This window comes from Metabacillus rhizosphaerae, from assembly GCF_037201795.1.
GTDB lineage: Bacteria > Bacillota > Bacilli > Bacillales > Bacillaceae > Metabacillus > Metabacillus rhizosphaerae.
The window spans coordinates 2,288,242-2,302,088 of sequence record NZ_CP147403.1; the positions used below are offsets into that span (position 1 = coordinate 2,288,242).

Here is a 13,847-nt window from a genome sequence, read left to right on the forward strand (position 1 = left end):
ATGGATATTCAATTTGCAAGACATCGTCGCTTGCGTAACAGCGCAAATATGAGAGCAATGTTAAGAGAAAATCATCTTCGAGTAGAGGATTTTATCTACCCAATTTTTGTTGTTGAGGGAGAAAAAAAGAAAAACGAAGTCTCGTCAATGCCAGGGGTTTTTCAGATTTCATTGGATCTTTTAAATGAGGAAATTGAAGAAGTAGTTTCTTTAGGAATCAAGTCAATTATATTATTTGGGGTTCCAGATTCAGATCATAAGGATGAAGTAGGTTCTGGTGCGTATCATGATCATGGCATTGTTCAATTAGCAACGAGACAAGTGAAAGAAGTATACCCAGATCTTATCGTTGTTGCTGATACTTGTCTTTGTGAATTTACAGACCACGGCCATTGTGGAATCGTTGAAAATGGTCAAGTACTTAATGACCCCACACTAGATTTATTAGCGCGAACTGCAGTGAGTCAAGTTAAGGCTGGAGCTGATATCATTGCCCCTTCTAATATGATGGACGGTTTTGTTGCAGCGATTCGCCATGGCTTAGATGAGGCCGGCTTTGAACATATTCCAATTATGTCTTATGCAGTAAAATATTCAAGTGCTTACTATGGTCCATTCCGTGATGCAGCTCAAAGTGCTCCACAATTCGGTGATCGTAAAACCTATCAAATGGATCCTGCTAATCGTGAGGAAGCAATACGGGAAGCAGGGTCAGATCTTGATGAAGGTGCAGATTTCTTAATTGTTAAACCCGCATTAGCTTATTTAGATATCATTCGCGATGTCAAAAATAACTTTAATGCACCGATTGTTGCTTACAATGTTAGTGGGGAATATTCAATGATTAAAGCAGCAGCTCTAAACGGCTGGGTAGATGAAAAAACGATTGTTATGGAAACTTTATTAGGGATGAAGCGTGCAGGTGTGGATTTAATTATCACTTACTTTGCAAAGGATGTTGCTCGCTGGTTAAAAGAAGAGTAGAAAATAACCTTTTAAATCATCACAAGAGTGAGAAAGGGGAATACAAATGAAAAGCTATGTTAAAAGTGAACAAGCGTTTCAAAAAGCACAGTCGTTAATGCCAGGAGGAGTAAATAGTCCTGTGCGTGCTTTTAAATCAGTGGGAATGAACCCAATTTTTATGGAACATGGGAAGGGTTCTAAAATAACTGATATCGATGGAAATGAATACATCGATTATGTATTATCATGGGGACCACTTATTCATGGTCATGCTCACGATACAGTTGTAGAAGCAATTAAAAAGGTCGTTGAATCCGGTACAAGCTTTGGTGCGCCAACATTAATAGAGAACGAATTGGCTAGTCTTGTGATTGAGCGTGTGCCATCAATTGAAATTGTGAGAATGGTTAGCTCTGGAACTGAAGCTACTATGAGTGCATTACGCTTAGCACGTGGGTATACAGGACGTAATAAGATAATAAAATTTGAGGGCTGCTACCATGGACATGGTGACTCATTATTAATAAAGGCAGGATCAGGAGTGGCTACACTAGGATTACCAGATAGTCCTGGAGTTCCAGAAGGTGTTGCTAAAAATACAATTACTGTTCCATATAATGATCTTGAAAGCGTTCGTTATGCATTTGAGCAATTTGGAGAAGATATTGCAGGCGTCATCGTTGAGCCAGTCGCTGGAAATATGGGGGTTGTACCACCACAGCCAGGCTTTTTAGAAGGCTTGCGTGATGTAACTGAGCAATATGGTGCTCTTCTCATATTTGATGAAGTAATGACAGGCTTCCGTGTAGATTACGGCTGTGCACAAGGCTACTATGGCGTAACACCTGATATAACATGCTTAGGGAAAGTAATAGGCGGCGGACTCCCTGTAGGTGCTTATGGAGGTAAACTTGACATAATGCAGCAAATTGCGCCAAGTGGTCCTATTTACCAAGCAGGAACATTGTCAGGAAACCCGCTTGCAATGACAGCAGGCTATGAAACATTAAAGCTACTTACTAAGGAGTCGTATATAGAGTTTAAGCGTAAAGCTGATCGTCTTGAAGACGGTTTGTCAAAGGCTGCAAATGAATATGAAATTCCTCATACGATTAATCGTGCAGGATCTATGATTGGATTCTTCTTTACGAATGAAAAAGTAACAAACTATGAAGTAGCAAAAACGTCAAATCTTGAGTATTTTGCAAGCTATTATAGAAGTATGGCAAATGAAGGAGTGTTCCTACCTCCTTCACAATTTGAAGGCTTGTTTTTATCAACAGCTCATAGTGATGAGGATATTGATTATACAATTGAAGCAGCAAAAAAGGCATTTGCTGCGTTGAAATAGAGCGAGAAGGGTCTAACAAGAATTTTGGTGTTAGACCCTTTTTTTGGTTCAAACAGAAGATAGAAAAGCAATCGCACTGCACCCTGAAAATTTCAATTCATATTCAGAATATAAATAAAATAAACATATTATCCTTCTTTCATACATACATCTGTAATGTCATAGTAATTTGTTAGGCTATTTGAAAGGAGGAATTATTTTTGTCACAGGAACAACTACGTTTTTCTGTAGAAGAATCAGTCTGGTTTCAAAAAGGACAGGAAGTATCTGAACTTTTAACAATTTCTCTAGATCCTGATATCTCAATTCATGAGCATGATCAGTACATTTCAATTCGAGGTGCACTTCAACTTACGGGTGAATACAAAATAGATACAGAAGCAAATGTGCAGGATCAATTTGAATATGCAAATGTACGGTATGTAAATGAAATTTCTACTCGAGAAGACGGTGTAAGTATAATCAATCATCGTTTTCCAGTTGATATTACGATTCCAAGAAATCGAATCCAAGATTTAGATGAAGTTTATGTGTCAATTGAATCATTTGATTATGAACTCCCAGAACTAAAATGCTTAAAACTTGTTGCTGACTTATCGATAAGTGGCATTTCAAATGATGAAACCGAGCCTACTGCTGCGGATGTAAGTGAAAGACCGGAAGAAATTAAAGAAGAAGTATTTGAACCACTTTACAGAGGGCAACAGACACAACCATTTGCTAATGAGGATGATACTTTTACATCATTCGAACAAAATGGTGCACATCCTTTCTCATCTTATTATCAGGATTCTGATACAACTGAAGAAGACATGGACAAATTATCATCTATTAAAACAGAGGCTCCTAGTCGTGTAATGGAAGAAGTGAGCGAGGACGAAAAAGAAGTTGAAGTTGTTTCTACACCTAGCCTTGAGGATATTGACGAAGTGGAAAGTGAAGACCAAGAGGTTCATCAAGATCAACAAGAAGATCTTTACGATCCATTTGTTATAGAGGTGAGGAAACAGGAAGAGGAGACTGTTGAACCACAGGAAGTACAATATTCCTTCTTCTCTAAATCTGAAAGTCTTGCGAGTAACGATAACAAACCGGGTTCGGAAGAAGAGAATGAAAGAGAAGAAGATGATCCGAAAGATGCCCATTATTTAACAAGTCTTTTCGCTCGTGATGAAGATGAGGATTTTTCTAGATTGAAAATGTGTATTGTTCAGCAAGGAGATACAATTGATCTTATTAGTGAACGTTATGAAATTTCAGTTCAACAGCTTCTTCGCGTAAATGAATTTCATGCAGATCAAGATGTTTATGAAGGACAAATTCTTTACATCCCTGCATATTCAACGAGTAAATAATCGACATTTTGCAGTGCTTTAAAAAACAGCAGAGGAAATTTACCTCAGCTGTTTTTTTGAAAGGCTCTGTTAAAGCTTACTGTTGATTTTGGCACATAAAATTCGAACCTTTTTCTAGCTCTAGCAGCTTGTCTTTGTAAAGAGGCGTTTGCTTGCGAGCTAAACAAGGCACTTGCGTATTTCGTTAAAGGATTTGAGGTGTCATCTACATTGGCGATACAAGTTGATGGAATAAAGCCATTATTAAGTCATTATGATATCCAGCCTGAATATACAGAAGAAATTAGTCGTAAAGCAATAAAAATTTACACAAATACTGGAACATTCGTGTTAAAAAAGCTTTCAAGAAAATTCAATCCTACTTTTGCTGACTTATTATCGCACTTAGACCAACAAAGATACACTAGTTATGTACCAATTAAGAAAAATAGACATCAGCAATTCATTTCACAAAATAGCAATGAATATTTTTATCTTATGCCTTGGCTGCCAAATGAAACAGACGATGAAATAGATGCACGACATCAATATCTATTCAAAGAAGTTGCTAAACTTCATAGCCGTACAGAAAAAGAAATTAAACTAAACGGTCAAGAGGTAGAAAAGCATTATGAAGCGATCACAAAGCATTGGGAAGAGACAAAGGCATATTATGAAACATTTGTTGATCAATGTGAACAAAGATTGTATCTTTCACCATTTGAATTACAAGCAGTAACCTATTTTATTGAGGTTAGTCGTGCGATCGATTTCTCCAAAAAGAAATTAAAAGAATGGTCTGAGGAAATGGCAGAAAAGGAGAAGACTAGAATTGTATTAAATCATGGAAAGATTTCGGCCCATCATTTTTTATATGATGAAAATAACGCAGGGTACTTAACGAATTTTGAACGTGCAAAATATGCTTCACCGATTGATGATTTCCTATTGTTCATGAATCATACAGGAAAGACTTATCCTAATCAATGTAATGATTGTGTTAATTGGTTTTATACGTATCAGAAAAGCTATCCTTATAAAAAAGGAGAAATGCTGTTATTCCTTAGCTACCTAGCCTATCCAGACCGAATTTGTCGTATTATTAAAAACTACGTCCATAATGATAATACTCAATCTGAGTTAGAAAGGAACAAGCAATTATTAAAAGCTTATTGGCATTTTAAAAACATTGAATACATCGTGATGAAGATATCCGAAATTGAAGAGAAAAAGAAAATGCAAGAAGAATCTTCAGGCTAGAACGATGTGGTAGTATAAAGAGGCTAACACTTTGTGTCAGCCTCTTTTTTAAAATGAAAAATAGGAGATTATCTATAGCAACTGTATAAATGTATTTAAAGAAATGAACAAAATTTTAGATCCAATCATAACGAAACGCAACAGCTAACAAAATTAAGAGAGCAAGTAATAGTACATCAAAGGATGTTGGAAAGAAAACTGTTCGAATACCTTGAAAAATTGTTAATGGAATAATAATTTGGATACCGATTTCTCGCACCTGTCTTACCCATGGCGGGAGCGTGTAAGGATTATACCGCTTCTTCATGTCACAACTCCTCCTCATTTTATGCCTTCGCTAATAAGTAAATTCTTATCTTTCTCTATGGAAAATGATCGGAAAATTAACAACGAAATATGTTTTGATACTTGTAGGAATCTACGTACTATAAAAATATGCATTACAATCGGGATAGGTGCCTGTATATTAGCAGATAAAAATGGTGAAGATATTGACGAAAAAAAGATTTTTTTAGTAATATAGAATAGATCAATATAATAAATCGATAAACGTTGAATGGGAAGAGTACAATTGCTGTCTCGTTACAGAGAGAGAAATCATTTGCTGGAAGATTTCTTACGTAGATAAATTGGAAGGTCGCCCAGGAGTTGCTTCTTTGAATTAAGTAGGAGAAGCCGGTGTAGACCGTTATAAATCTTGAGTGCATAGACTATGCTTGCGTATTTCTTATAGTTAAGGGAATTATAAAAATTCTTGTACTATGGATTAGCGTTTTGACATCCAGCTCCAGCGCCTAGCGCCTAGTGAACTTCACACTCCTTATACGCTAAGTCAACATCGAATCGCTTACGCTCTTCGTGTTTCCTTTATCTCATACGGAGTGCTCTTGTTTCTCGTCGCTGATCAAGGCGCTTGCGCTTTTGTTCCTGGTCTATGAAAAAAGGTGGTACCGCGAAAATTTTCTCCTTTCGTCCTTTTAGTGGATGGAAGGAGTTTTTATTTTGTATGAAGGTAAGGCACCAAAAGTGATTTGTACTCGTTTAGGAAAATATAAAATTCTTGAACTGTGGCTAGGCGCACGACATCCAGCTCCAGCGCCTAGCCCCTCTAGGGTCTAGCTAATTTAGAATTGAAGGCAAAGAACGCCTTCTATTCTAAATCATCTTATTTGCCTGAGGCTGATCAAGGCGCTTGCGCTTTTGTACATAACGATTTCATTTCAACAAGTTATGAAAAACGGAATTATATAAAGGAGGAAACATAATGGGAAACAATGAACAACAGCATGAATTACCAACAAAGTATGATCCAAATACAATCGAAAAAAACCGCTATTCTTTTTGGCTAGAGGGAAAATATTTCGAAGCAACTGGTGATGAAACGAAGCAGCCTTATACAATTGTTATTCCACCACCAAATGTTACAGGTAAACTTCATTTAGGTCATGCATGGGATACAACACTTCAAGATATTGTTACTCGTATGAAAAGAATGCAAGGCTATGATGTTCTATGGCTTCCAGGGATGGATCATGCAGGGATCGCAACGCAAGCGAAAGTTGAAGCAAAGCTTCGTGAAGAGGGTAAATCCCGTTATGACTTAGGTCGTGAAAAATTCGTTGAAGAAACTTGGAAGTGGAAGGACGAGTACGCGGGTCATATTCGTGAGCAGTGGGCAAAGGTTGGCCTAGGCTTAGATTATTCACGCGAGCGTTTTACACTTGATGAAGGCCTATCAAAAGCTGTACGAGAGGTATTTGTTACGCTTTATAATAAGGGACTTATTTACCGTGGTGAGTATATTATTAACTGGGACCCACAAACAAAAACAGCTCTATCAGATATTGAAGTTATTTATAAAGATGTTCAAGGTGCCTTTTATCATCTGCGTTACCCGTTAGCTGATGGTTCTGGATCAATTGAAGTTGCAACAACACGTCCTGAAACGATGCTAGGTGATACTGCTGTAGCAGTGCACCCTGAAGATGAGCGCTATAAGCATTTAATTGGTAAGAAAGTTGTATTACCGATAGTAGGTCGGGAAATTCCAATTGTCGGTGATGATTATGTTGATATGGACTTCGGTTCAGGAGCGGTAAAAATAACTCCTGCTCATGACCCTAATGACTTTGAAGTTGGTAACCGACATAACTTAGAACGAATTCTTGTTATGAATGAAGACGGTACTATGAATGCAAAAGCAGGTATTTATAATGGTTTAGATCGTTTTGAATGTAGAAAAAACATTGTTAAGGACCTACAAGATCAAGGAGTACTATTCAAAATTGAAGAGCATATGCATTCAGTTGGACATAGTGAAAGAAGCGGTGCTGTTGTTGAACCTTATCTTTCAACCCAGTGGTTTGTTAAAATGCAGCCATTAGCCGATGAAGCAATAAAGCTACAAGAAGATGAAGAAAAAGTAAATTTTGTTCCAGATCGTTTCGAAAAAACATACTTACGCTGGATGGAAAATATTCGTGATTGGTGTATTTCGCGTCAGCTTTGGTGGGGACATCGAATTCCAGCTTGGTACCATAAAGAAACAGGGGAAGTGTATGTAAATCAAGAACCGCCAGCAGATATTGAAAACTGGGAGCAAGATCATGATGTCCTTGATACATGGTTCAGTTCAGCGTTATGGCCTTTCTCTACAATGGGCTGGCCTGATACAGAATCAGCTGATTTCAAACGTTACTATCCAACAGATGTTCTTGTAACAGGTTATGATATTATTTTCTTCTGGGTATCAAGAATGATTTTCCAAGGTCTAGAATTCACTGGCAAACGTCCGTTTAAGGATGTCTTAATTCATGGTTTAGTACGTGATGACCAAGGTCGTAAAATGAGTAAATCACTTGGTAATGGTGTTGACCCGATGGAAGTTATTGATCAATATGGTGCTGATTCACTACGTTTCTTCTTATCAACAGGAAGCTCACCAGGTCAGGATTTACGTTTCAGCTATGAAAAAGTAGAATCGACTTGGAACTTTGCGAACAAAATTTGGAATGCTTCCCGGTTTGCGTTAATGAATATGGACGGCTTAACTTATGAAGAAATAGATTTAACAGGCGAAAAATCAGTTGCAGATAAATGGATTTTAACACGCTTAAATGAAACGATTGAAAATGTTACAAAGCTTGCTGATAAATATGAATTTGGTGAAGTTGGAAGACTTCTTTACAACTTCATTTGGGATGATTTCTGTGATTGGTATATTGAAATGGCAAAGCTTCCTTTATACGGGGAAGATGAAGCAGCGAAAAAGACAACACGATCAATTCTCGGCTATGTACTCGATAATACGATGAGATTATTACACCCGTTTATGCCATTTATTACAGAAGAAATATGGCAATCATTACCACATAATGGTGAATCAATTACTGTTGCAGCTTGGCCTACTGTAAATGAGGAGCTAACAGACAATCATGCAGCATCTGAGATGAAGCTATTAGTGGAAGTAATTCGAGCGGTTCGTAATATTCGCTCAGAAGTAAATACACCTATGAGTAAACAAATTGAAATGCAAATAAAAGCAAAAGACGAAGATGTGTTAAATCAGCTTGAAACCAATCGTGCATATATAGAGCGCTTCTGTAACACAAGCTCTTTAACAATTGCTACGGATCTTTCGTCTTCTGAAAAATCAATGACAGCTGTTGTCACGGGTGCAGAGATCATTTTACCTATTGAAGGATTAATCAATATTGAAGAGGAAATTAATCGTTTAGAAAAAGAACGTGAAAAGCTTGATAAAGAAGTAGAACGCGTTCAGAAGAAATTAGGTAATGAAGGCTTCTTAAAGAAAGCTCCTGAAAAGGTGATTGAAGAAGAGAAGGCAAAGGCAAAAGATTATCTTGAAAAACGTGACATCGTTTTAGCGAGAATTAAAGAGTTAAGAGGATAGGTATGATGACTCGGGTGGTTATTTTAAGCTCACCCGAGTTTTTGTATACCTGAAGGAGGTACATATATGTTTGAGCACTATAACGAAGCAGTAAATTGGATTCATAGTCGGTTGAAATTTGGAGTAAAGCCTGGCTTGAAAAGAATGGAATGGCTTTTAGCAGAATTAAATCATCCTGAAAGAAACATTCCGATCATTCATGTTGCTGGAACTAATGGAAAGGGCTCTACCATTTCATATATGCAACATATGTTAACAGAAGCTGGATATAAGGTTGGGAGCTTTACGTCTCCATATATAGAAACCTTTAATGAACGAATCAGTGTAAATGGTATCCCGATTTCTGATCAAGAGATGCTTGAACTCGTCAATGAAGTAAAGCCATATGTAGAAAAAATTGAGCAAACAGAGCTTGGTGGACCAACTGAATTTGAAATCATTACAACGATGATGTTTGTTTACTTTGGAAAATACAATAAACCCGACTTTTTATTACTTGAAACAGGTCTCGGTGGACGACTTGATTCAACTAATATTGTGTTACCACTATTATCAATTATTACAAATATCGGCTATGATCATATGAATATACTTGGGTCAACAATTGCTGAAATTGCTGCTGAAAAAGCTGGGATTATTAAACATGGAGTACCTATTTTTACTGCAATAGAAAACGAAAGTGCTTTACAAGTAATTACTGAAACCGCACTACTTCATGCTGCAGAATTATTTACTTTAGGAGAAGAAATTAACGTTATTGATAAACAACTTTACAATCTAGGTGAAAAGTTTTCCATTCAAACACCATTCTATACGGTTAAAAATTTGATTATTACAATGAAAGGTCAGCATCAAATTAATAATGCTGCATTAGCCTTCTCTGCAATTGATTATTTGGTCCAAATGAACAAAGTAAGAATAACTGAGGAGCAAATCCGCAAAGGGCTGGAGAAAACCACTTGGAAAGGGCGATTTGAGCTTGTGAATAGCAATCCAGAAGTCATTATCGATGGAGCCCATAATCCAGAAGGGGTTGAGAGTTTAATCGAAACTTTATCAAGGCATTATCCAAAAAGGAATATACACTTTTTGTATAGTGCATTAAAAGATAAAGAGTATGCTGAAATGATTGACCATTTATCAAGCATTGCGACGTCTATGCATTTCACATCATTTGATTTTCCAAGAGCAGCAACTGGATTTGAATTATATTCTGCTTGCAAGCTAAATGAAAAAACATACTCAGAGTCATGGCAGTCAAAATTGGACGAGCTCCTAACAGCTTATCAAGATCAAAAAGAAGATATTGTAGTAGCAACTGGATCATTATATTTCATTTCACATATTCGAGAATATTGTCGAGAAATAAATAAACGTTATAGGTGATAAGTATGAGGGTGTTTCTGTCTTTTTAACGGCAAATTTCGGTGTGTCCACAGCACAATCGATACAGATGATACATTTTCGCTCATTCGACATGCTGATTGAGCAATGTATTATTGGAGCAAAGAAAGTATGACGGAATAAGGTAGCTGCATAAGTGAGTTAAGAAGTTACATAGGGTGTAGGGAATAAGTATTATTTCCCATGGAATAAAATAATGAAAGATTTGTTTTCACTCTGCTTTTTTTAAAATGCCAAAGATAGACAATAAAAATCAGCATTGTATATATTTTTGCAATGCTGATTTTTATTGTACTTAATTAATCTCTTTTATCGAACAAGGTTGAACAATCAGATCGATATCTGTTGCCAGGGAAAAAAGGAAGGAGAGTGCTAGGTGTTCATAGACAATACCAGCATACCCAGATGCCTTTAAAGATTTTGCAATTAATGCCGATTTCTATGAGGATAATGTTGCACCAACTACTGATCGTTTTCCTTGCTGGTATAGTGGGATAATCGTTACTTCTATCATGGTTCCAATGTTTGATATTTTTAATCAAGTTCAATGAGAATTTCTGGCAAAAAAAGGTACTTACAGCATAAGTGTCATGCTATAATTAATATAGCCTAATGAACTAGGACTAATAAACCATATTCCGAAAAGGAGATGTTGTAAATGTTGAAATACCAGCGTGGATTAAATTTGATTGAGTTACTTGCTGTTATTGTCATATTGGGGATTATTGCAGCGATTGCTGTTCCTTGGATTGGGAATATTATTGATAATTCTAGAGATAAAGCTACTGTTTCTGAAGCTATTCAAATTATTGATGCAGCTAAAATTGCTAAAGCTGAAAATCCTGAAACTGATACTTTTGGTGAAGGTACTTTAGTAGATTATATAGATAAAGTAAAAGCTGAAAGTTTTGAAGTTGAATATGGTGAAAATGGTTTCATTATTAGTGGACAAGATGCGGTAAATATAGTAAATGGGGAAGAGGCTGACTCCGAAACTGAAGAAGAATTGATTGCTCATATCGATGGAGATTAATATTGTACTAATGATCTTCTACGGCCTCCTCCTAGGCTCCTTCTACAACGTAGTCGGCCTAAGAGTCCCGAAAAATCAATCAATCGTCACACCTCGGTCAGCTTGTCCGAGGTGTCGCCATACTTTATCAGCAGTGGAATTAATCCCTGTTGTTTCTTTCCTTTTACAGAGAGGAAAGTGTCGAAAGTGTGGCATTCGGATTTCACCTCTTTATCCGTTTGTGGAGCTAATGACCGGGCTACTATTTATGGTTTCGCCAATGATTGTTGGCTGGGGTTATGAGCTGATGATTGCCCTCACATTAATATCATTATTTATGATTATTCTCGTTTCAGACATTTCCTATATGATTATTCCAGATAAGGTCATTCTCTTTTTTCTCGTTCTTTTTATTGTTGAACGAGTGTTGTATCCGTTAGCTCCTTGGTATGATTCTATTATTGGAGGAGCGGTCGCGTTTAGTTTGCTGTTACTTATTGCCTATGTGAGTAAAGGTGGCATGGGTGGCGGGGATATTAAGCTTTTTGGCTTATTAGGGATTGCATTAGGATTAAAGCTTGTTTTACTTGCCTTTTTCTTGTCTACGCTTATCGGGACGATTGATGGAATACGTCGTATCTTGTTAGGTAAGTATAAAAAAAGAGAACCTGTTCCGTTTGGACCTTCGATTATTGCTGGTACATTACTTGCTTATTTTTTCGGAGATTCAATTATTTGGTGGTATTTTTCATTAATTGGCTTTTAGTGATTGGGGTTTTAAAATGGTTTTATCGTTTAATCGTAAAATTGGAAACATAATCATAAAGAATTATGCTATTCGATATGTTAAATAAAACAAGGTTACCCAGTCATTTTGAGCAAATGATAGTACAATTCTATCAATCGAATTTACTGAGGGTGGTAGTCTCATTGAAACCTAAGCAGAGGCAAGCAAAGGTATTATAAAAGATGCACTTGAAGCAGTTGTTGAACAGGGGACACAGGAAGAAGTCGGAGAAATACCAGTACAAAAGAAGGGAGAATAGCTTACAATCATAGTCATAGTACGTTCGGATAATTTTTATGATCTGAAGAAATTTGTCGAAACGATCGAACAACAAACAAGAATAACAAAGGTCAATCAGATTTCCTTTCAAGGACCACCTGAAGTCACTCAAAGTGATCAAGTGATGAATCCACTTGAATTTAAAGTACAGCTTACTGCATTTTGTATACCGACATTGACTGATTTGGAAGCAGAATCACCTTCGAATAAGGCACCACCGTCAAGCAAGAAACATAACCCTTTATCACCTTATATAAAAGATGGTAATGACGAATAATCATATTATTTGACGAAGGTTTTTAAGGATGAGACGACAAATGTCTTGTTCTTTTTTTTTACCCTTCTGTTAACATGATAAGCAAAATGATCGCATGTGTTTTGCAAAAGAAGGGTGGTAGGCATATGGACAAGCAGACGTCAGATACAATCAAAATAAAAATAAATGGCAAGGATCGCCCGATGTCACAAGCTGAAGAAACGGCTGAGGTCATACCGTTTTCAAGCTGGGAGGATAAGCTCGATGCTGAACAAGAGATTGCTTCAGCAAAGCAAACGGTGGATGAAGAGGATGAATTTCCTTGGCTTTTACCTGATGAGGATGATTCAGTTTTTAAAGATGACCCAAAGGTTGTGACATCTTCAAAGAAAACAAAACTATTTTCCAATCAAACTGTCACCCCTTATCAATATTCGAACAAGAAAAATCGCAATAAGAATATTGTAGCTTTTCCATTAAAAAAGTTTATGACAATTTTTTTATTAGCCATTGGTTTAGGCGTAATGTTTGGTTTTATCGCCTTAAATTTTTTATCAAATGAAGATATGCCAACTGCGGGTACACCAAGTGAAAGTGCAAATGAAGAACCGGCTACCGGGGATACTTCTGATCAAGCTAAAGGTGATGCCGAAGAAAATGCAGGTGAGGAAGCGGGAGCTGCTACTACTTCTGCAACTCTTCAATTATATGCTGTTCAAGGTGGTATTTTTTCGACCAAAGTATCAGCTGAAACTGTTGCAGCCAATATAAAGGAAAAAGGATTTGCATCGATTGTGATGGAAACTGATGGTTCTTATACAGTGTTTGCTGGAGTGGGAAAGGAAAAAGCTGAAACAAGTGCACTAAGTGAGGTATATAAGCAGCAAAACTTTGCTGATATTGAGTTCTGGGGTGGGAAACAACTTTCTCTCACAATTTCTACAATTAGTGCAGCTGATCAATGGGCTCCTGCGATCCAGGAGTTGTCTTCACTGGCATCTGCAACAACTAACGGTGAAAGTGTAAATCAAGAAGCTGTTAGTAAAATAGAGTCAACGATTAACGGGATTAAAGCAACAGATGAAACAGAAAAATCATTAGTGGAAAAACTTCTACAAGCAGCTGATAATATTAAAAATAATCAGGGCTGGGACGCACAACAACTTATATTAGAAGTAACCAACCAAATAACGAGCTAATTAAGAGAATGATAATAGGCTTATCTCATATACATTACTGTAGAATATGAGATGAGAAGCTTATTATCATTTTTTTTAATCAGGAA

At 36.8% G+C, this 13,847-nt stretch carries 11 protein-coding genes and 1 other annotated feature; of the genes, 10 read left to right on the top strand and 1 reads right to left on the bottom strand.

The features are described 5' to 3' along the window. The 4 genes from hemB to ysxE all read left to right on the top strand — a co-directional run bounded on the left by hemB (position 1) and on the right by ysxE (position 4,911). Positions 1–984: a porphobilinogen synthase gene (hemB, locus tag WCV66_RS11085; RefSeq protein WP_338788982.1), complete on the top strand. Its 984-nt coding sequence runs from the start codon at positions 1–3 to the stop codon at positions 982–984. A 46-nt stretch (positions 985–1,030) separates the two neighbouring features. Then, a complete protein-coding gene (hemL, locus tag WCV66_RS11090; RefSeq protein ID WP_338788983.1) occupies positions 1,031–2,317 on the top strand; it encodes a glutamate-1-semialdehyde 2,1-aminomutase in 1,287 nt (428 codons plus the stop codon). 200 nt (positions 2,318–2,517) lie between these two features. Continuing rightward, complete coding sequence (gene spoVID, locus WCV66_RS11095; RefSeq protein WP_338788984.1) at positions 2,518–3,672, top strand: stage VI sporulation protein D; 1,155 nt, start codon at positions 2,518–2,520, stop codon at positions 3,670–3,672. Positions 3,673–3,882: 210 nt separating this feature from the next. Then, positions 3,883–4,911, top strand: coding sequence for a spore coat protein YsxE (ysxE, locus tag WCV66_RS11100; RefSeq protein WP_338788985.1), 1,029 nt, complete (start codon positions 3,883–3,885; stop codon positions 4,909–4,911). Between the two features lie 115 nt (positions 4,912–5,026). On the opposite strand, the gene WCV66_RS11105 is transcribed toward ysxE, so the two are convergent. Further along, positions 5,027–5,218, bottom strand: coding sequence for a hypothetical protein (locus WCV66_RS11105; protein ID WP_066334256.1), 192 nt, complete (start codon positions 5,216–5,218; stop codon positions 5,027–5,029). 236 nt (positions 5,219–5,454) lie between these two features. Next, positions 5,455–5,891, top strand: a binding site (T-box leader). Between the two features lie 284 nt (positions 5,892–6,175). Between WCV66_RS11105 and WCV66_RS11110 the strand changes: the two genes are divergently transcribed. From WCV66_RS11110 to WCV66_RS11135, 6 genes are all read left to right on the top strand, one after another. Beyond that, positions 6,176–8,824, top strand: coding sequence for a valine--tRNA ligase (locus tag WCV66_RS11110; RefSeq protein WP_066334258.1), 2,649 nt, complete (start codon positions 6,176–6,178; stop codon positions 8,822–8,824). A gap of 66 nt (positions 8,825–8,890) precedes the next feature. Further along, positions 8,891–10,210: a folylpolyglutamate synthase/dihydrofolate synthase family protein gene (locus WCV66_RS11115; RefSeq protein WP_338788986.1), complete on the top strand. Its 1,320-nt coding sequence runs from the start codon at positions 8,891–8,893 to the stop codon at positions 10,208–10,210. 676 nt (positions 10,211–10,886) lie between these two features. Then, positions 10,887–11,261: a type II secretion system protein gene (locus WCV66_RS11120; protein ID WP_338788987.1), complete on the top strand. Its 375-nt coding sequence runs from the start codon at positions 10,887–10,889 to the stop codon at positions 11,259–11,261. Then, positions 11,251–12,006 (top strand): prepilin peptidase, encoded by a 756-nt coding sequence (locus tag WCV66_RS11125; protein ID WP_338788988.1) that lies wholly within the window; start codon positions 11,251–11,253, stop codon positions 12,004–12,006. The genes WCV66_RS11120 and WCV66_RS11125 overlap by 11 nt, the downstream gene beginning before the upstream one ends. Positions 12,007–12,430: 424 nt before the next feature. Continuing rightward, complete coding sequence (locus WCV66_RS11130) at positions 12,431–12,583, top strand: hypothetical protein (RefSeq protein ID WP_338788990.1); 153 nt, start codon at positions 12,431–12,433, stop codon at positions 12,581–12,583. Between the two features lie 125 nt (positions 12,584–12,708). After that, complete coding sequence (locus tag WCV66_RS11135; protein ID WP_338788991.1) at positions 12,709–13,761, top strand: SPOR domain-containing protein; 1,053 nt, start codon at positions 12,709–12,711, stop codon at positions 13,759–13,761. Positions 13,762–13,847: the final 86 nt, after the last annotated feature.

Excerpts from the sequence above, each read along its gene's own strand:
- WCV66_RS11110 (WP_066334258.1), top strand. The coding sequence starts at position 6,176 with ATGGGAAACAATGAACAACAGCATGAATTACCAACAAAGTATGATCCA.
- WCV66_RS11120 (WP_338788987.1), top strand. The coding sequence starts at position 10,887 with ATGTTGAAATACCAGCGTGGATTAAATTTGATTGAGTTACTTGCTGTT.
- WCV66_RS11125 (WP_338788988.1), top strand. The coding sequence starts at position 11,251 with ATGGAGATTAATATTGTACTAATGATCTTCTACGGCCTCCTCCTAGGC.
- WCV66_RS11105 (WP_066334256.1), bottom strand. The coding sequence starts at position 5,218 with ATGAAGAAGCGGTATAATCCTTACACGCTCCCGCCATGGGTAAGACAG.
- WCV66_RS11130 (WP_338788990.1), top strand. The coding sequence starts at position 12,431 with ATGAATCCACTTGAATTTAAAGTACAGCTTACTGCATTTTGTATACCG.
- WCV66_RS11115 (WP_338788986.1), top strand. The coding sequence starts at position 8,891 with ATGTTTGAGCACTATAACGAAGCAGTAAATTGGATTCATAGTCGGTTG.
- hemL (WP_338788983.1), top strand. The coding sequence starts at position 1,031 with ATGAAAAGCTATGTTAAAAGTGAACAAGCGTTTCAAAAAGCACAGTCG.
- WCV66_RS11135 (WP_338788991.1), top strand. The coding sequence starts at position 12,709 with ATGGACAAGCAGACGTCAGATACAATCAAAATAAAAATAAATGGCAAG.
- hemB (WP_338788982.1), top strand. The coding sequence starts at position 1 with ATGGATATTCAATTTGCAAGACATCGTCGCTTGCGTAACAGCGCAAAT.